This window comes from Ruegeria profundi, assembly GCF_020171505.1.
In the GTDB taxonomy this organism is placed as follows: domain Bacteria; phylum Pseudomonadota; class Alphaproteobacteria; order Rhodobacterales; family Rhodobacteraceae; genus Ruegeria; species Ruegeria profundi.
In genome coordinates, this window is record NZ_JAIUZS010000001.1 from 568994 (window position 1) to 590544 (window position 21551).

24 protein-coding genes and 1 tRNA gene are annotated in these 21551 nt (G+C 58.0%); 14 read left to right on the top strand and 11 right to left on the bottom strand.

Going from position 1 to position 21551, the window contains the following annotated elements; genetic code table 11:
• The first annotated feature begins 23 nt into the window (after positions 1-23).
• The 6 genes from plsX (at position 24) to LCM21_RS02735 (ending at position 4420) form a co-directional block, all read left to right on the top strand.
• Complete coding sequence (plsX, locus tag LCM21_RS02710) at positions 24-1112, top strand: phosphate acyltransferase PlsX (protein ID WP_068331765.1); 1089 nt, start codon at positions 24-26, stop codon at positions 1110-1112.
• 21 nt (positions 1113-1133) lie between these two features.
• On the top strand, positions 1134-2105 hold the full coding sequence (locus LCM21_RS02715) for a beta-ketoacyl-ACP synthase III (RefSeq protein WP_224889211.1): 972 nt from the start codon (positions 1134-1136) through the stop codon (positions 2103-2105).
• 96 nt (positions 2106-2201) lie between these two features.
• Positions 2202-2504 carry an integration host factor subunit alpha gene (gene ihfA / locus LCM21_RS02720; RefSeq protein ID WP_008755922.1) on the top strand — a complete coding sequence of 101 codons (303 nt, stop codon included), beginning with the start codon at positions 2202-2204 and terminating at the stop codon, positions 2502-2504.
• Positions 2505-2522: 18 nt separating this feature from the next.
• The gene (locus LCM21_RS02725; RefSeq protein ID WP_224889212.1) at positions 2523-3143 is read left to right on the top strand and encodes a MerR family transcriptional regulator; all 621 of its coding nucleotides are present in this window, start codon (positions 2523-2525) and stop codon (positions 3141-3143) included.
• A gap of 62 nt (positions 3144-3205) precedes the next feature.
• Positions 3206-3282, top strand: a tRNA-Pro gene (locus LCM21_RS02730).
• Positions 3283-3343: 61 nt separating this feature from the next.
• On the top strand, positions 3344-4420 hold the full coding sequence (locus tag LCM21_RS02735; RefSeq protein ID WP_224889213.1) for a 2'-deoxycytidine 5'-triphosphate deaminase: 1077 nt from the start codon (positions 3344-3346) through the stop codon (positions 4418-4420).
• Here LCM21_RS02735 and LCM21_RS02740 read toward each other — a convergent pair whose 3' ends face one another.
• The 7 genes from LCM21_RS02740 to LCM21_RS02770 form a co-directional block, all read right to left on the bottom strand.
• On the bottom strand, positions 4421-4645 hold the full coding sequence (locus LCM21_RS02740; protein ID WP_224889214.1) for a hypothetical protein: 225 nt from the start codon (positions 4643-4645) through the stop codon (positions 4421-4423). It abuts the gene before it with no gap.
• 64 nt (positions 4646-4709) lie between these two features.
• Positions 4710-5366, bottom strand: coding sequence for an SMC-Scp complex subunit ScpB (gene scpB / locus LCM21_RS02745; RefSeq protein ID WP_224889215.1), 657 nt, complete (start codon positions 5364-5366; stop codon positions 4710-4712).
• Positions 5359-6153 carry a segregation and condensation protein A gene (locus LCM21_RS02750; protein WP_224889216.1) on the bottom strand — a complete coding sequence of 265 codons (795 nt, stop codon included), beginning with the start codon at positions 6151-6153 and terminating at the stop codon, positions 5359-5361. Before LCM21_RS02750 ends, scpB begins: the two co-directional genes overlap by 8 nt.
• The gene (gene nagZ / locus LCM21_RS02755) at positions 6143-7150 is read right to left on the bottom strand and encodes a beta-N-acetylhexosaminidase (RefSeq protein WP_224889709.1); all 1008 of its coding nucleotides are present in this window, start codon (positions 7148-7150) and stop codon (positions 6143-6145) included. The genes LCM21_RS02750 and nagZ overlap by 11 nt, the downstream gene beginning before the upstream one ends.
• Positions 7147-8211 carry an SPOR domain-containing protein gene (locus LCM21_RS02760; protein WP_224889217.1) on the bottom strand — a complete coding sequence of 355 codons (1065 nt, stop codon included), beginning with the start codon at positions 8209-8211 and terminating at the stop codon, positions 7147-7149. Before LCM21_RS02760 ends, nagZ begins: the two co-directional genes overlap by 4 nt.
• A gap of 88 nt (positions 8212-8299) precedes the next feature.
• Complete coding sequence (gene argS / locus LCM21_RS02765) at positions 8300-10045, bottom strand: arginine--tRNA ligase (RefSeq protein ID WP_224889218.1); 1746 nt, start codon at positions 10043-10045, stop codon at positions 8300-8302.
• 139 nt (positions 10046-10184) lie between these two features.
• A complete protein-coding gene (locus LCM21_RS02770; protein WP_224889219.1) occupies positions 10185-11327 on the bottom strand; it encodes a deoxyguanosinetriphosphate triphosphohydrolase in 1143 nt (380 codons plus the stop codon).
• Positions 11328-11403: 76 nt separating this feature from the next.
• On the opposite strand from LCM21_RS02770, the gene LCM21_RS02775 reads away from it, so the two are divergent.
• Positions 11404-11727, top strand: a complete 324-nt coding sequence (locus LCM21_RS02775; RefSeq protein ID WP_068331783.1) for a HesB/IscA family protein — start codon at positions 11404-11406, stop codon at positions 11725-11727.
• A 282-nt stretch (positions 11728-12009) separates the two neighbouring features.
• Positions 12010-12789: an exodeoxyribonuclease III gene (xth, locus tag LCM21_RS02780; RefSeq protein WP_224889220.1), complete on the top strand. Its 780-nt coding sequence runs from the start codon at positions 12010-12012 to the stop codon at positions 12787-12789.
• Positions 12790-12793: 4 nt separating this feature from the next.
• Here the strand turns inward: xth and LCM21_RS02785 are convergent, their stop codons facing one another.
• Complete coding sequence (locus LCM21_RS02785) at positions 12794-13945, bottom strand: FAD-dependent monooxygenase (RefSeq protein ID WP_224889221.1); 1152 nt, start codon at positions 13943-13945, stop codon at positions 12794-12796.
• Positions 13946-14016: 71 nt separating this feature from the next.
• Positions 14017-14439, bottom strand: a complete 423-nt coding sequence (dksA, locus tag LCM21_RS02790) for an RNA polymerase-binding protein DksA (protein ID WP_068332636.1) — start codon at positions 14437-14439, stop codon at positions 14017-14019.
• 369 nt (positions 14440-14808) lie between these two features.
• Between dksA and LCM21_RS02795 the strand changes: the two genes are divergently transcribed.
• From LCM21_RS02795 to LCM21_RS02820, 6 genes are all read left to right on the top strand, one after another.
• A complete protein-coding gene (locus LCM21_RS02795; protein ID WP_068331792.1) occupies positions 14809-15654 on the top strand; it encodes an AAA family ATPase in 846 nt (281 codons plus the stop codon).
• A gap of 116 nt (positions 15655-15770) precedes the next feature.
• Positions 15771-16220 (top strand): GNAT family N-acetyltransferase, encoded by a 450-nt coding sequence (locus LCM21_RS02800; protein WP_224889222.1) that lies wholly within the window; start codon positions 15771-15773, stop codon positions 16218-16220.
• The gene (locus LCM21_RS02805) at positions 16217-17581 is read left to right on the top strand and encodes a DUF2927 domain-containing protein (RefSeq protein ID WP_224889223.1); all 1365 of its coding nucleotides are present in this window, start codon (positions 16217-16219) and stop codon (positions 17579-17581) included. The genes LCM21_RS02800 and LCM21_RS02805 overlap by 4 nt, the downstream gene beginning before the upstream one ends.
• Before the next feature lie 3 nt (positions 17582-17584).
• Positions 17585-17755 carry a hypothetical protein gene (locus tag LCM21_RS02810; RefSeq protein WP_224889224.1) on the top strand — a complete coding sequence of 57 codons (171 nt, stop codon included), beginning with the start codon at positions 17585-17587 and terminating at the stop codon, positions 17753-17755.
• A gap of 3 nt (positions 17756-17758) precedes the next feature.
• The gene (locus LCM21_RS02815) at positions 17759-18943 is read left to right on the top strand and encodes a vWA domain-containing protein (RefSeq protein ID WP_224889225.1); all 1185 of its coding nucleotides are present in this window, start codon (positions 17759-17761) and stop codon (positions 18941-18943) included.
• Positions 18944-19072: 129 nt separating this feature from the next.
• Entirely contained in the window at positions 19073-19762 is a 690-nt protein-coding gene (locus LCM21_RS02820) for a M48 family metallopeptidase (protein WP_224889226.1), read from the top strand.
• Positions 19763-19797: 35 nt separating this feature from the next.
• Here LCM21_RS02820 and LCM21_RS02825 read toward each other — a convergent pair whose 3' ends face one another.
• Complete coding sequence (locus LCM21_RS02825) at positions 19798-20340, bottom strand: RSP_2648 family PIN domain-containing protein (RefSeq protein WP_224889227.1); 543 nt, start codon at positions 20338-20340, stop codon at positions 19798-19800.
• Positions 20337-21539, bottom strand: a complete 1203-nt coding sequence (locus LCM21_RS02830; protein ID WP_224889228.1) for an RSP_2647 family RNA methyltransferase — start codon at positions 21537-21539, stop codon at positions 20337-20339. Before LCM21_RS02830 ends, LCM21_RS02825 begins: the two co-directional genes overlap by 4 nt.
• Between the last annotated feature and the right edge of the window lie 12 nt (positions 21540-21551).

Here is a 21551-nt window from a genome sequence, read left to right on the forward strand (position 1 = left end):
GCCTTTAAAACAGCAGGCAAGGCATGACTGAACAGCCCTCGCACGCCGGACGGATTACCATCTCGGTTGACGCTATGGGCGGAGATTCGGGGCCCGCAACCGTGGTTGCGGGCATTGCCAAATCGGCAAACAAAAACCCCGACATTGCGTTCATCCTGCACGGGCCTGAGCAGACTTTGCGCAAACTTGTCGCAAAACGGCGTGTCCTTGAGGGTCGCGTCGTTTTTCGTGATTGCCCCGATGTGGTCACGATGGAGGACAAGCCCAGTCAGGTGGTCCGCAGCAGCAAGCAGACGTCGATGTGGTCGGCGCTTGAGTCCGTCCGCCAGAATGAGGCGCACGGTGCCGTTTCCTGTGGCAACACGGGCGCGTTAATGGCGCTGTCGATGATACGTCTGCGTAAATTGCCGGGTGTGAACCGCCCGGCGATTGCGATTCTGTGGCCGTCCCGCAACCCGCAAGGGTTCAACGTTATGCTGGATGTAGGCGCGGATGTGCGCGCCGACGCCAAGGATCTGCTGCAATATGCGCTGATGGGTGCATCCTACGCCCGAAACGGGATGGCGCTTGAACGCCCTCGGATCGGTCTGCTGAATGTGGGTACCGAAGAACACAAAGGCCGCGCTGAACTGAAAGAGGCGCACGCCTTGATCGCAGAGTTTGCTGAGCAAGCAAATTTTGACTTCGTGGGCTTTGTCGAGGGCAGCGACATTCCCGGTGACAAGGCCGATGTCGTTGTAACCGATGGATTTACCGGCAACGTCGCAATCAAGACCGGTGAAGGTACGGCAAGCCTGATCGGTGAGCTTCTGCGCCAGGCTTTCAAGTACTCTCCACTCTCCCGTCTGGCCTCGGTGCTAGCCATCACGTCGCTCAATCGTCTAAAAAAGCGCATTGATCCGCGCCGCGTGAATGGTGGGGTCTTCCTTGGCCTCAATGGAACAGTGGTAAAATCGCATGGTGGCGCGGATGCCACCGGAGTCTCGGCAGCAGTCAAACTGGCCTATACCCTGGCACAGTCTGGTTTCGCCGAAAAATTGGCGGCACGGGTTGCATCAACAGCCGAGCTTGCACAAGATGCCGCCCACACGCCGTCAAAGGCCGGCGAATAACAAAAAAGGCAGTACCCCCAAATGGCAGGCCGTTCAGTTGTCGTAGGTGTCGGACATTATTTGCCAGAGCGCATCGTTCCGAATTCCGAGTTTGAAAAGACGCTTGATACAACGGATGAGTGGATCAGAACCCGCTCGGGGATCGAACGCCGGCATTTTGCCGCAGATGATGAAAAGACGTCGGATCTGGCTTCCAAAGCGGCTCAGGCGGCTTTGGACGATGCCGGTATGACCGCCGACGATATCGATGCGATTGTTCTGGCCACTTCGACAGCCGACCTGACCTTTCCCTCTGCTGCCACGATGGTTCAGGCCCAGTTGGGCATGACCAAAGGGTTCGCTTTTGATGTTCAGGCCGTTTGCGCCGGGTTTGTCTTTGCGCTCAGCAATGCCAACGCCCTGATCTTGTCAGGACAGGCCAAGCGCGTGCTTGTCATAGGGGCCGAAACCTTTTCACGAATCATGGACTGGACGGACCGGTCGACCTGCGTGCTATTCGGCGACGGTGCTGGCGCCTTGGTGCTGGAACTGCAAGAGGGCGAAGGAACCGCACAGGATCGGGGCATTCTGGCGATCGACCTTAACTCGGACGGGCGATACAAAGATTTGCTTTATGTCGATGGCGGCGTGTCCACCCAGTCGACAGGTCATTTGCGTATGCAAGGCAATCAGGTCTTCCGCCATGCCGTTGAAAAACTTGCAAAAACGGCTGAAACCGCCTTGGAATCGGCTGGCCTCAGCAGTGCGGATGTTGACTGGATCGTGCCCCATCAGGCCAATATCCGGATTATTCAGGGCACTGCCAAGAAAATGGGTCTGTCGATGGATAACGTGGTCGTCACCGTGCAGGACCACGGCAATACGTCGGCTGCGTCTATCCCGCTTGCCCTGTCCGTGGGCAAACAGCGTGGCCAGATCAAACAAGGCGATCTTGTCGTGACTGAGGCCATTGGCGGCGGTTTGGCCTGGGGCGCGGTGGTTCTGCGCTGGTAACCGGCGCAAATCAGCTTACACACAGGCGCGCAATTCATTGATATTGACAGCGAATTTCCCCTCGCCATATTCTCGGACAGCAACAGGGGAAAAGGTATGGGCGATAAAACACTGACCCGAATGGATCTGAGCGAGGCTGTCTTTCGTGAGGTCGGCCTGTCACGTAACGAAAGCGCGCAACTCGTGGAAAGCGTTTTGAATCATATGTCCGACGCGCTGGTGCGCGGTGAACAGGTGAAAATCTCGTCTTTTGGCACGTTCAGCGTTCGGGATAAGACCGCCCGCATCGGCCGCAACCCCAAAACAGGCGAAGAGGTTCCGATTCAGCCGCGCCGTGTTCTGACCTTTCGACCGTCGCACCTGATGAAGGATCGCGTCGCCGCAGGGAATCGAAAGTAAGATCGGGGCGGCACGGTCATGAGCAAGTCCCCCGACGCGTTTCGCACCATCAGTGAAGTTGCGGTCTGGCTGGACGTTCAGGCTCATGTTTTGCGATTCTGGGAAAGCCGTTTCAGCCAGGTCAAACCGGTAAAGCGCGCCGGAGGTCGTCGGTATTACCGTCCCAACGATATGCGTCTTCTGGGTGGCATCAAGAAATTGCTGCATGAGGATGGGATCACCATCAAAGGTGTGCAACGTATCCTGCGCGAAAAGGGTGTGGCCTATGTTGCCGCGCTTTCCCCAAGCTTGGACGACGTGGCAGAGGCGGACACCGCGGCAGAGGAAAATGTTGTTGTTCCGTTCACTTCTAAACCCGTACAGACGGGCGAACAGGTCAAAATGGACTTGGGCGAGAGTGAACCGGCCATTGGAACAGTTGCACCCGCAGCACGGGCAAAAGCTGCATCGCCCGAACCTGAAACAAGACCCGAGGCGGCCAGACCGGACGGTCAGGATAAAGCACCTCAGAAGCGCGGTATCGCAACGCAAGCTTGGACCCGAATGGATTTCGATGACCAGCTTTTGAAGCAGATTGCTCCTATGGCAAAGGACTTGCGCGCCATTCTGGAGCGTATGGAAAACCGAACGGCGGGATAAGAAAAAAAGGCGATGATTTCCTCTTGCCCCTGCCGGGAAAGTCTTTATGAACACCTCAACGTCGGGCTATGGCGCAGCCTGGTAGCGCGTCCGTCTGGGGGACGGAAGGTCGCAGGTTCGAGTCCTGCTAGCCCGACCAAATCACACCGACGTTTATGGCAGACAGGCCAGATCCCGCTCTGGCATCAGGGGGGATCGGAATGACAGGTGTATGCCCGAACCAGCAGATCGAAGCGATGATCGCGCGTGGTGAGATCACCGCCAACCCCGAGGTGATCCCTGCACAAGTTCAACCTGCAAGCCTTGATTTACGTTTGGGAACAGTCGCTTACCGGGTCCGTGCGTCGTTTCTGGCAGGCGAAGGGCGCTCGGTCTCTGATCGGCTGGCCGAGTTTGAGATGCACCGAATCGATATCTCGAACGGGGCGGTTCTTGAAAAAGGGTGCGTCTATCTGGTGCCTTTGATGGAGTCGCTCGCGCTGCCCAAAAGCGTAACCGCGGTTGCTAACGCCAAAAGCTCGACCGGACGGCTGGACCTGTTAACCCGCACCATCACCGATGGAGGTACCGAGTTCGACCGCGTGCCTGCGGGCTATGCTGGTCCTTTGTACGCGGAGATCTGCCCCCGTTCCTTCTCGGTGCTGGTCCGGCCGGGGATGCGGCTGAACCAGATTCGGTTCCGACAAGGTCAGGCCGTGCTTAGCGACGCGGAACTGACCGCGTTGCACAGCGACTCGCCATTAGTTGACGGGCCGGCGGTGATTCAGGACGGGCTGGGCTTTTCCGTCGACCTGCAACTGCCCGACACCGATCTTGTCGGCTATCGTGCCAAGCCACATACAGGCGTGATCGATCTGGACCGGATCGGCGAATACGACCCGCAGGAATACTGGGAAGAGGTGCGGACAACGGAAGGTCGCATTATTCTGGACCCCGGCGCATTCTATATACTGGTCAGTCGTGAGGCGGTGCACATCCCGCCCATGTATGCGGCAGAGATGGCCCCTTATCTTGCCATGGTTGGTGAGTTTCGGGTGCATTATGCCGGTTTCTTCGACCCCGGTTTTGGCCACGCCGCAGCAGGTGGTGCGGGATCACGCGGTGTGCTGGAAGTACGCTGCCACGAAGCACCGTTTGTTCTGGAACACGGTCAGGTCGTCGGTCGACTGGTCTATGAAAAAATGGCCGAGATGCCCACGCAGCTTTATGGCTCGGGCATCGCGTCAAACTATCAGGGTCAAGGCTTGAAGCTTTCCAAACACTTCAGAGTTGACTGATCAGAATTTCATGAACCGACGCATCTGACGCGTTACTCTTCGTGCCTGACCCAGCTGTTGTGACGGGCGCGGCCCTGTGGTGTTGCCGCGTTTGGGTGCATCGGTGCCTTGGTCCGACCCGCCACCCATTCGGCTTGCCACGTCAAAGCCCTTGTCGACGCCTTTGTTGATGAGGCGACGCATGACCTGACGGACGATCATGTCAATGATCCGATTGGCGTTCATAGTTCAACTCCATTTCCTGAGCCATAACATAAGCGATCAGTGTGGCAACAAAAGGCCCCGCTGATCACTCTTCCTCGAACAGCTCCGTCTGATCTTCGTCTTCTTCGATTTCCTGTCCCTCGCCCAACGGAACAGTGCCGGGCGGTGGGCGGTTTTCCAGCAACCCCGCTGCACGCAGTTCTTTGAGCCCAGGCAGGTCGCGGGCGTTTTCAAGCCCGAAATGGTCAAGGAACTGCGGCGTGACCACAAACGTCACCGGACGGCCCGGCGTCATACGGCGGCGACCCAGCCTGATCCACTCCATCTCAAGCAATTGATCGATGGTCCCGCGCGAAACCGAAACGCCGCGTATCTCCTCGATTTCAGCCCTTGTGCAGGGTTGGTGGTACGCCACGATGGCCAGCGTCTCGATCGCGGCACGACTCAACTTGCGAGTCTCGACCGTTTCCTTTTGCATCAGAAATCCCAAATCCGGGGCCGTTCGAATGGCCCAGGCTTCGCCAACACGGGTGACCCGAACACCGCGACCCTCATAGCGTTTCTGAAGTATTTCAACGGCTTGCGCTGCGTCGCTACCATGCGGCATACGGGCCTCAAGATCGGCGATCGTCACCGGCTCGGCGCTGGCGAACAACACGGCTTCGACCATGCGTTCCTGCTCTGCCATTGGGGGCGCTTCGAACAGGGTGCCGGTGCCTTCGTCTTCGGGGGCGTCAATCACGGTTGTCAGTCCTCTTGCGCAGTTGGATCGGGGCAAAGGTTTTGGCCTGCTTGATCTCCATATGTCCTTCTTTCACCAGTTCCAGCGAGGCCGCGAACGTCGCCGCGGTGGCCGACCTGCGACGCACTGGATCAGCATCCCAGCCTTGGGGCAGATAAGTTTCCATATCCGTCCAAGTCCCAGCAAATCCAATCAGGGGTCGCATCCGTTCCAGCGCCTGCTCCATGGTAAACACCGCATCGCGATCCATGACAAAGGGGCGGAATTCGTCACGTGTACGAATACGCGCATACCCCTGCATGAGGTCCAGCAAAGTGGCCGAATATGTCACCGTGCGGATGCGAGTGACATCCTCACCCTGCCCGCGTTTGAAGAAATCGCGCCCCAGTTGGTCCCGCGCCATCAGACGTGCGGCGGCGTCGCGCATGGCCTGAAGGCGTTCAAGCTGAAACGCCAGATGCGCGGCCAGCTCTTCACCAGATGGCCCCTCGTCATCGGGATCAGGGGGCAACAGCAGGCGAGACTTCAGAAAGGCCAGCCAAGCCGCCATCACCAGATAGTCAGCAGCCAGTTCGATGCGCAGTGCACGTGCCTTCTCCACAAAGGCAAGATATTGATGCGCCAGCGCTAAGACCGAGATTTTCCGCAGGTCGACTTTTTGTGTACGGGATAGGGTCAGTAATACGTCCAACGGGCCTTCGAACCCGTCGACATCAACAATCAGCGCTTCGGCCGCAAGGCGATCCGCGACCGAGACCGGGTCTTCGCTGAAAAGGTTATCGTTCATTCACCTGCCCGCCCATTAGGGCAGATAGTTCCGCTTCGGCAGCTTGGATGTCAAGTTCCGCAGGCTTTTGACGCATAGCCAGCGCCCTTTCTGCGCGTTTCTGTGCCTGTGCTGTCATTTCTCCGGCCGCAATCAGAACCTTTTCGCGGGCGGCGAACGATCCGTTGCAATGCAATACGACGTCGCACCCGGCGCTCAGCGCCTTGCGCGCAATATCCTCGGGCGCGCCGCTGAGGGCTTTCATTGAGATATCGTCCGTCATGATCAACCCGTCAAAACCGATTGTGTTGCGGATCAAGTCGACCATAGTGGATGAAATCGTAGCTGGCTGAGAGTCGATAACGTCATACACCAAATGCGCGGTCATCCCCATCGGCAAGGTGTTGAGGGCGCGGAACGGCGCAAAATCCATCTGTTCCAGCGCATCTTGCGTCAGGCTCACATGCGGCAGATCGTGGTGGCTGTCCAAGGTCGACAAGCCATGCCCCGGCATATGTTTGAGAACCGGCAAAACGCCCCCGTCCAGATGCCCCTGTGCGACAGCCTTTCCGATCTGGGAAACCACTTTCGGATCAGAGCCATAGCATCGGTTTTTCAGGAACGCGTGGGTGTCCTGGCGCGCCAGATCGACCATCGGCGCGCAGTTGCTGTCAATGCCAAGCTCAAAAAGTTCATGAGCGATCAGACGATATCGTAGATACATGGCCCGTTCGGCATGATCCCCGGCACGCTGCACGTGATCAAGCGGTGGCATCCAGTCCCGCGCCAAAGGGCCGCGCGCGCGCTGAACCCGGCCGCCCTCCTGATCGATCGTGATAGGGCAGTTGCGGTCCACAGCGTTGCGGAAGTCATCGCAGAGGGCACGCACCTGATCGGCGGTCTCAATGTTTCGGGCGAACAGAATGAACCCGAAGGGGTTCATTTCACGAAACAGGCTTTTTTCTTCGGGCGTCAGGCGTAAACCTTCCGCATCGCTGATTGCCGCGCCGAACGTCACCGAGCGGCGACCGGAATACAATCAGCGCCCTGCGCCTCAAGCGCGGCACAGAACTGGCGAGAGTCGCTCAGGTCGTCAAATCCGACAACGCGCAGGCGGTAAAATGTCCGCCCGCCACGTGAATTTTTCTGTATAACCCGTTGTTTACCAACCATATATTCACCAAATCGACCATTCAAACGATCCCATTCTGCCGATGCAACATCAGGGCTTTCATACGCCCCCAGCTGGGCCATTCTTGTGCCTTTGGTCAGCGTGTTTGGGTCCACATCCAGACCCACCGCCGCCTTGACGGCAGCGTTGATCGCGTCCTCAGTGCTTTTGCTGGTCGAAAAACCACTCGGTCTGGAACGCGCCGGGCGGGTAATGGGCCGCAGCGAACGGCGAACACCCGGCAGGGCTGCCAGTTCTGGATCGGGCAGAAGCGCCGCCAGATCGGCAGGGTCAATCGCAGGCTCTTCTTCGGGCGTTACCAGTGCGGCAAGCTGCACTCCATCTTCGGTCGTGTTGTCGATTTTTGCCGCCTCGCCTGCCAGTTCAGCGACCAGAGCATCCACGTTGCCCTGACGCAACCGCGCGGCTTCCTGATCGGAAATCTCTTCCTGCACGACATGCACTGCAGGAGTGGCACTTAAGGGTTCAACCGGGATATCCTCATCCGCCAAAGAAACCGGGCGGGGCGCAAGGATCAGCCTATCCGCCGGAGGCGCTGCAGTCCCGACTGCAGCCACAGTATTCACAGCAAGCCCTTGGTGATCCGCAGGCGTTCCGCCCGGGTTTTCAGGCTGAATTCGCATCGGTCCTTCGATGGCCCGCACCACCGGCACGCCGCTGACGTCCCGCATGACAAGCTTGTAGCCCCAGACACCAATCCCAGCGACCAGTGCCAGCGATGCAACCGCTCCCATAGCGTTCAGGATACGACCCAGCCCCGCAACACGCGGTGCCTCATCATAGTCCGGCAAATCCTCGGGATACTCATAACCATCCTGCGGATACGGTTGATTCGTATAATGCATATGGTCGGGGCGCGCCTGCCCCGCGTAATCGTAACGTGCCATGTCCGCCTCACCGCCCGTTTCGCGCCGGAAAATAAGGCGCGCGGGTCATTTCTTGCCTACCTCGAACCGACGCGTCGGGCGGAGTTTGTTACCGCATCTCCTGCGCCGGAGTGACCCCAAGAATACCCAAGCCTGCTGAAATCACAACAGAAACAGCCCGGGCCAATGCGATTTTCGACTGGCTTGTGGCAACATCGCCATCTTGAATGAAGCGCAGTTGAGTTTCGTCGTTCCCCTTGTTCCACAGCGCGTGGAAATCACCTGCAAGCTCGTACAGGTAAAAGGCAACGCGATGCGGCTCGTTGGTGCGCGCCGCGATTTCGACCAGACGCGGCCATTCCGCCAGCTTTTTGGCGACCATCAGCTCAGAGGGGTGGTCGTTCTTGCTCAGGTCCGCGCTGGCAAGGGTCGCGTCATCGGCGGCGATACCGGCTTCGGCAGCACGGCGCAGCACGCTCATGACGCGGGCATGCGCGTATTGAACATAAAACACGGGATTTTCACGGCTCTGCTCAAGCACCTTGTCAAAATCGAAGTCAAGCGACGCGTCGTTCTTGCGGGTCAACATGACGAACCGGGTCACATCCGGGCCGACCTGATCCACCACGTCGCGCAGGGTGACAAAGTTCCCTGCCCGCTTGGACATCTTGAACGGCTCACCATTCTTCCACAGCTTTACCAATTGGGTCAGCTTAATATCCAGAGGCACCTTGCCGTCCGACAACGCCGAAACGGCTGCCTTCATCCGTTTGACATAGCCACCATGGTCCGCACCGAATACGTCGATCAGCGCGTCAAAACCGCGGGTGACCTTGTCATAGTGATAGGCGATATCTGGCGCGAAATAAGTCCAGCTGCCATCCGATTTCTTGACCGGGCGATCCACGTCGTCGCCGTGTTCGGTGGATTTGAACAGTGTCTGCTCACGCGGTTCCCAGTCTTCGGGTTTTTTGCCCTTGGGCGGCTCTAGCACGCCTTCGTAGATCAGGCCTTTGTCGCTCAACGATTTCAGCGCGGCCTCGATCTTGCCGGTGCCGTAAAGCGATTTCTCCGAGAAGAACACATCCATCTCAACGCCCAGCGCCTTCAGGTCATCGCGGATCAGATCCATCATCGCGTCGGTGGCAAAGTTGCGCAGCTCTTCCAGCCACTCGCTTTCCGGTTTGTCGATCAAGCTGTCGCCGTATTTCTCTTTCAGTGCTTCACCAATCGGGATCAGGTAGTCGCCCGGATAAAGTCCCTCGGCAATCTCGGGGCTCAGGCCATTGGCTTCGCGATACCGCTCGTAAGCCGAGCGCGCCAGCACATCCACCTGCGCGCCACCATCATTAATGTAGTATTCACGCGTCACGTCATGGCCGGAATAGGCCAACAAACTGGCTAACGCGTCACCAAACACCGCCCCTCGCGTGTGACCCACATGCAGCGGACCGGTTGGGTTAGCCGAGACATATTCCACGTTGACATTCTGCCCATGGCCCATGGTCGAGCGCCCATAGTCGGTGCCCTTTTCCAACACAGCCGCCAGAACGCCCTGCCACACCGTCGGTGCAAGTCGCAGGTTCAGGAACCCCGGCCCGGCCACCTCGGCATTGGTGATCCGGTCATCCGCCGCCAGCTTTCCCGCCAGCACATCGGCAATCTCGCGCGGTTTCATCTTGGCGGGTTTCGCAAGCACCATTGCTGCGTTTGAGGCCATATCGCCATGCGCCGCATCGCGCGGCGGTTCGACCGCCACATTGTCAAAGTTCAGCCCCTCGGGCAGTGTACCTTCGGACTGCATCTGCGCCAGCGCGTCCAGCACAAGGCCGCGGATCTCGGAAAACAGGTTCATTTCAGATGTCCTTTTGCTTGTCGGGCGGTTTAACACGCGTCACGGCAAGGTCAATGGAAGCGGTCAGTTTCAGACCGGATAGCCATCAACAACAGGGCCGTTCGTTCGTATGCAGGCATGTCTGGGTGCTCTCGGACAGCTAGCTGCCCGTCAGTCTTTTGTGGTCCTGAAGGGCAAAGCGGTCAGTCATTCCTGCAATATAGTCCGACACAATCCGGGCCAACGCAGTTTCATCTTGGGCAGCCTCGATATCACCGTGCCACCGTGTAGGCATCTGTTTGGGATCAGCGAGGTAGATCGGAAAGAGGTCCTCAACAACTTTGCTGACCTCGGCCCTGACTTTCATCACACTGGGGGCGCGATACATGCGCGAAAACAGAAACGTCCGGATTTCTTTAAGCTGCGACCACAGGCCGACTGAGAACTGAATCACGGAATAGCCCAGATTCCGAATATCCTCGACACGTTGCGCGCCTGATTTGGCGATGAGGCTGCGCGACGTGTCAATCACGTCTGAAACCATGACACCAAAAACACGCCGCAACGCCTCGTGCCTGCGGCGGTATGGGTCAAGCCCGGGGTATTTTCGGTCTACTTCGGCATAACAATCTCCCACGATGGGTAATTCCCGGATTTCTTCATCGGTGAACAAATTGGCGCGCAAACCATCCAGCAGATCGTGGTTATTGTAAGCAATGTCATCAGACAGCGCCGCCACCTGCGCCTCGGCGCTGGCATGCGTGTGCAGTTCCAGATCGAAGGTGCTGTTACATTCGGCCAAAGCCCAAGGCAAGCTACCGACTACAGGGCCGTTATGCTTGGCAATTCCCTCCAGGCACTCCCACGTCAGGTTACAGCCATCGAATTCGGCGTAGTGGCGTTCCAGCTTGGTAACGATACGAATGGCCTGAGCGTTGTGGTCAAATCCGCCATATGGTTCCATCAGCGCGTGCAGCGCGTCTTCTCCGGTATGACCGAAAGGCGTGTGTCCAAGATCATGTGCCAATGCGACAGCTTCGGTTAGTTCGGGGTTCAGACCCAAAGCACCGGCAATCGTGCGGGCCACCTGGGCGACCTCGATGGAATGAGTCAGACGGGTTCGATAGCTGTCCCCTTCATGCTCAACAAAAACCTGCGTCTTGTGTTTGAGCCTCCGAAACGCGCTGGCATGAATGATCCGGTCCCTGTCACGCTGGAAACATGATCGGAAACTGCTTTCTTCCTCGGGCACAAGCCGCCCCTTCGCGCGGCCCGGATCCGAGGCAAATCCCGCTCTTTCCAAAAGTCTTATCCTTGTCGCCTGTCCTAAGGTTTCATATATTGTAGCGTGGTCGAGAAATAAACCTTTGGAGTCCGGTATGAATCTGCCCCCAACAGTCACAGAACGCGCTTTTGACCGGTTGGCCGAAATTGGCGCCGCTGATCAGGGTCAGGCCCTGCGGGTCGCTGTTGAAGGCGGCGGATGTTCCGGTTTTCAGTACGAAATCGCGCTGGACACACCGAAGGAGGACGACCTTGTATTGGAAGGCAAAGGGCAAAAGGTCATTGTCGACTCGGTTTCACTGCCATTTCTTGAAAATGCCGTTATTGACTTTACTCAGGAACTGATCGGCGCGCGGTTTGTTATTGAAAATCCGAACGCGACCTCTTCCTGTGGCTGCGGTACGTCCTTTTCTATGTAATCGCCAGCGGGGGCTTTGCCCCCACACCCCCAGGATATTTCCAGCCAGATGAAGCAGGTGTCCGCTCTCCGACCCTTTCGCCGGAGAGCTTCACCTGGCGCGGTCATCGGCGTCCCCGCCTGTACCGCAGAACTTCTATTGCTCAAAACAGTTAAGGGTTCGTTACTTCATTTGGCCAAAAATATCCCGGAGCGCGAGGCAGAGCCTCGCAAACCCGCTCTTCGACTTGCCGTTGGGCCGGTTCTGCGCGATAGGTTGCCATAAGGCTTCGGAGGATCGCGCATGAAAATCGCCACGTTCAACATTAACGGCATCAAAGCGCGGGCCGAAGCTCTGCCGCGGTGGCTTGACGAGGCGCAGCCCGATGTCGTTTTATTGCAGGAAATCAAATCGGTTGATGAAAACTTTCCGCGTGAGATGTTCGAGGAACGCGGGTATAACGTCGAAACCCACGGTCAGAAAAGCTTTAACGGCGTTGCGATCCTGTCGAAGCTGCCGCTTGAGGATGTGACGCGCGGGCTGCCCGGAGATAACGAGGACGAGCAAGCGCGCTGGATCGAAGCCACGGTAATTGGCAAAAGCGCCTTGCGCATTTGCGGGTTGTACCTACCCAATGGTAACCCCGTGCCGGGCCCGAAATACGACTATAAACTTGCTTGGATGGAACGGCTTTATCACCGCGCAGGTGATCTTTTGGCCAGCGAAGAGCCGGCGCTTATGGCAGGTGATTACAATATCATCCCGCAAGCCGAAGACGCCGCCCATCCAGACGCCTGGCGCGAGGATGCCTTGTTTCGCCCTGAAAGCCGCGCGGCTTTTCGAAAAATCCTGAACCTTGGGTTTACCGAAGCCTTCCGGGCACGCGTTCAGGGTCCTGGCCACTATTCATTCTGGGATTATCAGGCAGGTGCCTGGAACAAGAATGACGGTATCCGGATTGATCACTTTTTGCTAACACCGCAGGCCGCAGACCTAATGCGCGATTGCCAGATTGATGCCGCTGTGCGCGGACACGAGAAACCGTCGGATCACGTTCCGGTCTGGGTCGATCTTGACGTTTAAGGCGTCAGGCCGTCGCGTCGTAGGCGTAGATCCACTCGTATCTCTTGGAAAGCCGGGGGCCGATGGCCTTCAACGCCACTTGTGCCGCAAGACGCATTGGGCCGCGCAGGTGAAAGTTCCGCGCGTTTGACCCTGCGGTGGCAACCACCTTTTTTGTTCTTGTAAGACGGCGGGATTCATACGCGGCCAGCGCCTGTGCGACTCCGGATTGCTCTTCAAAAGATTGCGCCAGCACCCAGGCGTCCTCGAGTGCTAGACAAGCCCCTTGCGCCATGAAGGGCAGCGTTGGATGCGCGGCATCGCCAAGCAGGGCCAACTGCCCGTTCTGCCAGTGTTCCGCCACGGGACGCAGGAACAAAGCCCAGAGGTGTGTCTCGGTCACATCCGACAGGATATCTCGCACGTTCCCTCCGAAATCTGCAAAACGCGCGCGCAGTTCGTCGGGGTCACCCTGCAGACGCCAGCTTTCCTCTTGCCAGTCCGAACGTTCTTCGATCGCGACCACGTTCATCAACTGTTGATCGCGCAGAGGATAGGTCACCACGTGACGTCCCGGCCCCATCGTTAGCGAGGCGCACGGCATCAGTTCGCTGATCGCCCAAGGAATAACAGCACGCCATGCGACTTGATTGGTAAACTGCGGTGTCTCTGCTCCGTTCAGGATAGGGCGTATGGCGCTGCGGCCCCCGTCAGCCGCAATCGCGCAGTCACAGCGCAGAGACTCGCCCGTGTCCAACACCAATTCGGCTTCGGTAGGATGTTCGTGAACCTGCACCACGCGCGCACCAAGGCGAATTTCTACGCCAGCCTCTGTTGCCGCCCGATGCAGCAGGTCAAGAAGGTCCGCACGGTGATAGTAGTAGGTCGGTCCAGCGTCGGGCGCAGGAATGCGGCTGATGACGCGACCCTCGCGATAATCCCGTATGATCGTCCCATGGGAAATTTGCGCGTCCTCTGGCACGTCTTGCACGACACCTAGTGCGCGAAGAACCGCAAACCCATTGGCGCTTATCTGTAACCCCGCCCCGACCTCGCTAAAGGCTGGGGCTTGTTCCAGCACCGTGACCTGCGCCCCGCGTTGCCGCAGCGCCAAACCCGACGCCAGCCCCCCTATTCCACCACCAATGACATTAAACTTTAAGCCTTGAAGTTTCATAGCGTGGATTTAACGCAAAAACGCCAGAGCAACAGGCCCTGGCGTTCGTGTTTTCCAGAATTGTGCAGCGATCAATCGTCGCGGTGCACCTTCTCGCGGCGCTCGTGCCGTTCCTGCGCCTCAAGCGTCATGGTTGCGATCGGACGCGCGTCGAGACGTTTCAGCGAAATCGGATCGCCGGTCATCTCGCAATAGCCGTACTCACCTTCTTCGATGCGGCGCAGGGCCGAATCGATCTTGGCAACCAGTTTACGCTGACGGTCTCTGGTCCGCAGTTCCAGGGCGCGGTCTGTTTCCTCGCTCGCCCGGTCTGCAACGTCCGGAATGTTGCGTGTGTTGTCCTGTAGCCCTTCGATCGTATCGCGGCTGCCAGCCAAAAGTTCGTTCTTCCAATCCAGCAGCTTGCGGCGGAAATACTCAAGCTGGCGGTCATTCATGAAAGGTTCATCTTCGGCCGGGCGATAATCTTCCGGCAGAAAAACTTCCTGCTTCATCTTTGCTCCCTCGGTATAGCCAGTGACGTCGGTTGCTGATGTTTCACCTGACATTTGGCACCCCCTTCTGCGGAGCGTGTATCCGACGCGCGTGCGAATGTCACTACACAAACGTCAACGTGATACTTTATGGCTCAGACCTGTTAGTTATTGAGACACAGAACACCAAAACCTTGTTTTTCTGTGGAAAATATCGGGCAAAATTTGGGCGGCACAAGACCGTCATGGCACGTCAGAATTCTGTGATCGCCAGAAAAAGATGGACTCGCTGTGAATTTCCGATCACGGGACGTCGCGGCCCGCTTGTCAAAATCATCGCCCCTCTGTAACCCGAACAGCACAGTTCGCGCCAAACCACACGAGGGGCCCATGACCGCACGTTTTCAAGGCACAGCAGAATATGTCGCCACAGATGATCTGACTATCGCGGTAAACGCTGCCGTAACGCTCGAGCGGCCCCTGCTTGTGAAAGGTGAGCCTGGCACCGGCAAGACCGAGCTGGCCAGACAGGTGGCCGGGGCACTGAACCTGAAGATGATCGAATGGAACGTCAAATCGACAACCCGCGCGCAGCAGGGTTTGTACGAATACGATGCGGTCAGCCGGCTGCGCGACAGCCAACTTGGCGAAGAACGTGTGCATGACGTTTCGAATTATATCCGTAAGGGGAAACTGTGGCAGGCGTTCGAGGCAGATGAAAAAGTTGTTCTTCTGATCGATGAGATCGACAAGGCCGATATCGAGTTTCCCAATGACCTGTTGCAGGAGCTCGATAAAATGGAGTTCCACGTCTATGAGACGGGTGAGACGATCCGCGCCAAGCACCGCCCTATCGTCATCATCACGTCGAACAACGAAAAGGAACTGCCCGACGCCTTTCTGCGCCGCTGTTTCTTTCATTACATCCGCTTCCCGGACGAGGCGACCATGCGTCGGATCGTCGAGGTTCACCATCCGGGTATCAAAGACGCGCTTTTGACCACCGCGCTGACACAGTTCTATGAGCTTCGCGACACACAGGGGCTGAAGAAAAAGCCGTCTACCTCTGAGGTGTTGGATTGGTTGAAGTTGTTGTTGGCAGAAGACCTGAGCGCAGAGGACCTGAAACGCGATGGTGTAAATGCCCTTCCCAAGCTGCACGGTGCGTTGCTGAAGAATGAACAGGACGTGCACTTGTTCGAACGGCTTGCCTTTATGGCACGCAGCAAACGCTAAACAGCAGGCCATATTCAGATCGCTGCTTGCGTTGGACGGGTCTGGCTGTCAGCATTGAAGGTGGCGGTCCGGTCGAACCGGGCCTGGTTGGATCGGGACAGAACGGGACACTGTGATTGGCTGACACTTTGACCATCCGCGCGTTGCGGCCCGAAGACCGACCAGAGTGGTCTGAGATGTGGCACGACTATCTTGCCTTTTACGAGACCACCGTCTCGGACGAGGTGTATGCCACCACATTCGCGCGACTGCTCGGCGACGATACACATGATTTTTCCTGCTTTGTTGCGGAACGCGACGGTGAATTGCTGGGTCTGACGCATTACCTGTTTCACCGGCACGCTTGGAAAATCGAAGACGTCTGCTATCTGCAGGACCTTTTCACGCGCCCCCAGGCGCGCGGCACCGGTGTCGGGCGTGCGCTTATTCAGGCTGTTTATGACGAAGCTGACCGTCAGCGCGCCTCATCGGTTTATTGGCTGACGCAGGAATTCAACGATACCGCCCGCAAGCTGTATGACCGCATCTGCAAGCAGACACCGTTCATCCGGTACCAGCGCTCATGATACGATGGGCCGCTCTTCTTGCCGCAGCAGTGTTGGCTGGCTGCGCAACGGTTGAACCGGTCGAAGTTCCCACCCGCGTCAAGGCGATTGAAGAGACGTTGCCACCGGCAAAGACATTCGCGCGCGCGTCGCCAACGCCTCCGGTCCGGTCAAACGCGAATATCGCGTCAGACTTCGTGGCGTTGCATTTTGCGCTGGAAGGTGGCGCGCAATTGCCGGTTTTCACGCGGTTTGAAACGCCTATCACCGTACGTCTCACCGGCTTGCCCACGCCCTCGATGCAGCGGGACCTCACCCTGTTGCTGAACCGGCTGCGGCGCGAAGCTGGGATCGACATCCGCCAAATCTCGGACGGCACCGCCAACATCACGATCGAGGCCGTCAGCCAGGATCAAATCCACGAAATTCTGCCGCAGGCCGCCTGTTTCGTAGTGCCCAACTCTTCGAGTTTCGAGGAATATCGCCGCGACCGCCGCAAACAGAAAAGCAGTTGGAGCCGCCTGAACAGCCGCGAGCGCCTGGGCATTTTTGTCCCGTATGACGTCAGTCCACAGGAAAAACGCGATTGCTTGCATGAAGAGGTCGCACAGGCGCTGGGGCCGCTGAACGATCTCTATCATCTGCCGGATTCGGTGTTCAACGATGATAACATCCACACCGTTCTGACGGGGTTTGACATGCTGATTCTGCGCACCGTCTATGCGCCCGAGTTGCGCAGCGGCATGACGCGCGAACAGGTTGAAGCCGTCCTGCCGGGCGTGCTGAGCCGTCTGAACCCGCGCGGAAACACCCTGCCTGCGCAGCCAGTTTCCGACACGCCCCGAGAATGGATTAATGCGATTCAGAAATCACTGCGCCCGCAAGTGAGCGCACAACGGCGCATGCGGGCCGCGCAGAGGGCCGCGCAAATCGGACAGGAACAAGGTTGGACCGACCACCGTCGCGCCTATCCGTATTACGTGATGGGACGCATGGCCCAGTTCGACAACCCGCAGAAGGCTTTGCAGCACTATCAGCTTGCCTTGCAATACCTGCGCGCCGCACCCGGCACCGAGGTGCATCAGGCATATGTAACGACCCAAACTGCCGCTTTTGCCCTTGCACGCGGCAAGGGGCCTGAGATTCTGCCCGAACTGGACAAAGCCATCGGCGTCATGACACGGGCCGAGAACGCCTCGCAACTGGCGACGTTGCTGCTATTGAAATCCGAAGCGCTCAATCAGGCCGGGCGTTCCGCTCAGGCACGTTCCGTCAGACTGGACAGTCTTGGGTGGGCGCGCTACGGGTTCGGCTCGGAAACAGTGGTCCGGTCGTTGATGCAAAACGTTGCCGAAGGACCCGCCAACAGCAGAGGCGGATAGCGCATGGTCGTAGTTCTGGGAATGGCGATACTGGGGGCAATCCTTGGGGCGATGACTGCGCGCAAACGCAAGGGCAGCGGTGCAGACATCGCACAATATGCCGCTGGCTACGGCATCGCCTTTGCTCTGCTGGGGTTGGTTTTGTCGCTGCTCCTTGTGCGGTTTGTGGTCTGACCGATGTTTCTGCCCTTCTTCGAAAACCTCAGGAAATCCGGCGTTCCCGTTTCATTGCGCGAATACCTGACCTTTCTTGAGGGCATGAAAAAGGGTCTGGCGACCTATGATGTTGAGGCGTTCTACTACCTCGCCCGCGTCTCGATGGTGAAAGACGAACGCAACATCGACAAGTTCGATCGCGCCTTTGCCGCCAGTTTTGAAGGCTTGGATGCGATCAGCTTTGAGCAGGTGATGGAGGCGGTCGACATCCCTGCTGACTGGCTGGCCAAGATGGCTGAAAAGCACCTCTCCGATGAAGAAAAAGCTGAGATCGAAGCCCTTGGTGGTTTTGACAAGCTGATGGAAACGCTGCGCGAACGGCTCAGCGAGCAGCAAGGCCGTCATCAGGGCGGCAACAAGTGGATCGGGACGGCCGGAACTTCTCCGTTCGGGGCGTATGGGTATAATCCTGAAGGTGTCCGCATCGGCCAGAAAGAAAGCCGCCACAAGCGTGCGGTCAAAGTCTGGGACAAGCGGGAGTTCAAGAACCTGGACGACACGGTTGAGCTGGGCACCCGTAACATCAAGGTCGCGCTGAAACGCCTGCGCCGCTGGGTGCGCGAAGGCGCGGCTGAAGAGCTTGACCTTGATGGCACGATCCGCGCCACCGCCGAACATGGCTATCTGGATGTCAAAACCCGCCCCGAACGCCACAACGCGGTAAAGGTTCTGCTGTTCCTAGATGTCGGCGGTTCAATGGATCCGCATGTCAAAGTGGTCGAGGAATTGTTCTCGGCCGCCCGGACCGAGTTCAAGCATTTGGAATACTACTATTTCCACAACTGCCTTTATGAAGGTGTCTGGCGCGACAACCGCCGTCGCTGGGATCAGCAAATACCCACTTATGAGGTACTGCGCACCTATGGCTCGGATTATAAGTGCATCTTTGTTGGCGATGCCTCGATGAGCCCTTATGAAATCGCTTATCCCGGCGGCGCGAACGAGCATTGGAACCAGGAATCTGGGCAGGTCTGGCTGCAGCGCGCGCGCGAGCAGTGGCCGTCAAACCTGTGGATCAATCCGGTGCCGGAAAAGCAGTGGAATTACACCCACTCCATCGGCATGATTCAGGACATTTTCGAGGACCGTATGATGCCAATGACACTTGCAGGGCTTGAAAAAGGCATGCGAGAGCTGACACGTTAATCGACGGCATCTGATTGTTGAGTGCTAGGGCCACTAAGCAAATGCTGGTCGTGGCTGCGGATGACGTGTCCACGAACAACCAACAACTTTTTGATTGCCCTTGTCTCCAGACGCACCCATATCTTGGGCATGTTTCGTTTTACCCCAATCCTGCTGGCAATCGCCTATGCCCTTGTGATGTATCGTGTTTCCGTCTGGCGCACGCATCGCGAGCTGGATGCAAAATCAACCGAACTTGCAGATCCGGCACTGAAACGTATGACCGATCGGCTTGCAGCGGCGTTGGGTATCGAACGCGTTCCCGTCTATATCTACGAAATCGACCCCGTGAATGGCCTTGCTGCGCCTGATGGTCGAATTTTCATCACGCGTGGTTTTTATCGCAAGTTTCGCAGCGGAGAGGTCTCGGCCGAGGAAATGGCCAGCGTGATTGCGCATGAATTGGGGCATGTGGCCTTGGGTCACGCGCGTCGGCGGATGATTGATTTCTCGGGCCAAAACGCGATGCGGGCGGCGTTGATGATGCTTCTGAACCGCTTCATTCCCTTTATCGGGGCGTGGATTGCCAATGCTCTGACCCATCTTCTCGCGTCGCGTCTGTCACGCGGGGATGAGTATGAGGCCGATGAATATGCAGCCGCCCTGCTGACAAAGGCAGGGATCGGGATAGGGCCGCAAAAGTCCCTGTTTCACAAGTTGGAAAACCTGACGCAGCAGCGGGCCGGTGTCGTTCCTGCTTGGCTGATGAGCCACCCCAAAACCGACGAACGCATCGCCGCGCTTGAGGCGCTTGAGCAGCGCTGGGGCACAGAAGCCTAGACAGGCGCGGCAATTCGCTTGCCTCGGGACAGGCCTTAGGTGGCCAACGCCTTCCCCAAACGCGGCAAGCGCGCCTTTTTCATCAACGCCCGCATGGCCCATTGGTCGCCGGACAATCGATTGGCTTCTGACAGCACACGCGCGGCAACATCCCCCATTCCGGCGGGGTCAATTTGCCAGAACCCGAGTAACAAGCTGTCAGGGTCGCGGCGGTCAAGACCTTCTTCCGAAAGAATGTTCTTTGGAAAATCCTTTGCATTGACGGTTACGATGACGTCCGCCGATGCGCCCACTGCCGTTGCAAGAACGTGAATATCAGCGCTGTCAGGCAGCCACAGCCGCTGTTCAAGCCCCGGGTTCGCGTTGCGTTCGGCCTCTGGCCATTGTGCTTGGGTCAAGGCGATTTCGGCACGGGCCTGAACCTCACCTTCCGGTCCCAGTTTGCGGGCTGCGCGAGCCCATTCTTCAAGGATTCGTGCAGACCACACCGGCGTAAAATGGCCCAGCCTGGCGGCGCCCAGCAGCATCTCTCGCATCACCGTGGGATAGATGACGCAGGTATCAAGAACCGCCTTCATAACCGGTAAAACACCGCCTTGAGGTAGCCACTTTCCGCCAGTTGCGGCAGTTGCGGATGGTCGGGGCCAGCGAAACCCGTATGGATCAGTTGAGCCTGTCGCCCTGCCCGACCAATCCCGCGTGAGGACGCATCACGGAACCGGCCCAGATCAGCCGCATGCGAGCATGAACAGAGACCAAGATACCCACCGGGCGTCACCAGTGGCGCAGCAAGGCGCGCGATGCGTTCATAGGCGCGCAACCCTGCATCCAGCGCCTGTTTTGACGGTGCAAAAGCGGGTGGGTCGCAGATGACTACGTCGAATTGCGCGCCCTCCTCGCCCAGTTGCGTCAGCACGTCGAAGGCATCGCCTTGGCGAGTCTGCAAACGATCTGCAAAGCCCGAGGCCTGCGCGCCCTGCGCCGCCAGTTCAAGCGCTGCGACCGAACCATCAACGGACAAGGCGTGTTCGGCCCCTCCGGCCAGCATCGCCAAGCCAAAGCCCCCCACGTGGCTGAACACGTCAAGCACCTTTGCACCCGGCTGCACCAACCGTGCGGCGAAGGCATGGTTGGGGCGTTGGTCATAAAACAGACCGGTTTTCTGGCCTCCGGTGAGGTCAGCCATATAGGTCGCGCAATTCATCGGCACGGACAGCGGAGCGTCAGGCGCCGTTCCTCGCAAGACCTTGTTTACGTCATCCAGCCCCTCAAGCCCGCGTGTGCGACCCGAGGCGTTTTTCAGAACTGTCGTCACGCCCGTCACCGCAACCAGCGCGTCGGTCAGAGTTTCCAGATGCACTTCGGCCCAGGCGGCGTTGGGCTGAATCACGCAAGCCTCACCAAAGCGGTCGATAATCACGCCGGGAAAGCCATCCGCCTCGGCATGGATCAGACGGTAGTACGGCGCGTCGAACAGGCGTTCGCGCATCTCAAGCGCGCGGCGCAGGAGGGTTTCGAACCAATCGGCATCCAGTTGCGCATCCAGATCGCGGTCCAGCACACGGCACATGATCTTCGAGTCTGGGTTCACGGCGACCAACGCGATCGGATTGCGTTTGTCGTCCTCGAGCACCGCCAAGGTACCCGAAGGAATTTTGCGTGTCCGGCGGTCGGTCACGATATCATTGGCGTAGACCCACGGAAAACCATGTCGCAGGCCACGTGCGTTGGCTTTGGGTTTCAGGCGGATACGGGGGCGGTCGGTGGCTTGGGTCATGACGCCCTCTTA

Excerpts from the sequence above, each read along its gene's own strand:
- plsX (WP_068331765.1), top strand. The coding sequence starts at position 24 with ATGACTGAACAGCCCTCGCACGCCGGACGGATTACCATCTCGGTTGAC.
- LCM21_RS02715 (WP_224889211.1), top strand. The coding sequence starts at position 1,134 with ATGGCAGGCCGTTCAGTTGTCGTAGGTGTCGGACATTATTTGCCAGAG.
- ihfA (WP_008755922.1), top strand. The coding sequence starts at position 2,202 with ATGGGCGATAAAACACTGACCCGAATGGATCTGAGCGAGGCTGTCTTT.
- LCM21_RS02725 (WP_224889212.1), top strand. The coding sequence starts at position 2,523 with ATGAGCAAGTCCCCCGACGCGTTTCGCACCATCAGTGAAGTTGCGGTC.
- LCM21_RS02735 (WP_224889213.1), top strand. The coding sequence starts at position 3,344 with ATGACAGGTGTATGCCCGAACCAGCAGATCGAAGCGATGATCGCGCGT.
- LCM21_RS02740 (WP_224889214.1), bottom strand. The coding sequence starts at position 4,645 with ATGAACGCCAATCGGATCATTGACATGATCGTCCGTCAGGTCATGCGT.
- LCM21_RS02750 (WP_224889216.1), bottom strand. The coding sequence starts at position 6,153 with ATGAACGATAACCTTTTCAGCGAAGACCCGGTCTCGGTCGCGGATCGC.
- LCM21_RS02760 (WP_224889217.1), bottom strand. The coding sequence starts at position 8,211 with ATGGCACGTTACGATTACGCGGGGCAGGCGCGCCCCGACCATATGCAT.
- argS (WP_224889218.1), bottom strand. The coding sequence starts at position 10,045 with ATGAACCTGTTTTCCGAGATCCGCGGCCTTGTGCTGGACGCGCTGGCG.
- LCM21_RS02775 (WP_068331783.1), top strand. The coding sequence starts at position 11,404 with ATGAATCTGCCCCCAACAGTCACAGAACGCGCTTTTGACCGGTTGGCC.
- xth (WP_224889220.1), top strand. The coding sequence starts at position 12,010 with ATGAAAATCGCCACGTTCAACATTAACGGCATCAAAGCGCGGGCCGAA.
- LCM21_RS02785 (WP_224889221.1), bottom strand. The coding sequence starts at position 13,945 with ATGAAACTTCAAGGCTTAAAGTTTAATGTCATTGGTGGTGGAATAGGG.
- dksA (WP_068332636.1), bottom strand. The coding sequence starts at position 14,439 with ATGAAGCAGGAAGTTTTTCTGCCGGAAGATTATCGCCCGGCCGAAGAT.
- LCM21_RS02795 (WP_068331792.1), top strand. The coding sequence starts at position 14,809 with ATGACCGCACGTTTTCAAGGCACAGCAGAATATGTCGCCACAGATGAT.
- LCM21_RS02805 (WP_224889223.1), top strand. The coding sequence starts at position 16,217 with ATGATACGATGGGCCGCTCTTCTTGCCGCAGCAGTGTTGGCTGGCTGC.
- LCM21_RS02810 (WP_224889224.1), top strand. The coding sequence starts at position 17,585 with ATGGTCGTAGTTCTGGGAATGGCGATACTGGGGGCAATCCTTGGGGCG.
- LCM21_RS02815 (WP_224889225.1), top strand. The coding sequence starts at position 17,759 with ATGTTTCTGCCCTTCTTCGAAAACCTCAGGAAATCCGGCGTTCCCGTT.
- LCM21_RS02820 (WP_224889226.1), top strand. The coding sequence starts at position 19,073 with ATGTTTCGTTTTACCCCAATCCTGCTGGCAATCGCCTATGCCCTTGTG.
- LCM21_RS02825 (WP_224889227.1), bottom strand. The coding sequence starts at position 20,340 with ATGAAGGCGGTTCTTGATACCTGCGTCATCTATCCCACGGTGATGCGA.
- LCM21_RS02830 (WP_224889228.1), bottom strand. The coding sequence starts at position 21,539 with ATGACCCAAGCCACCGACCGCCCCCGTATCCGCCTGAAACCCAAAGCC.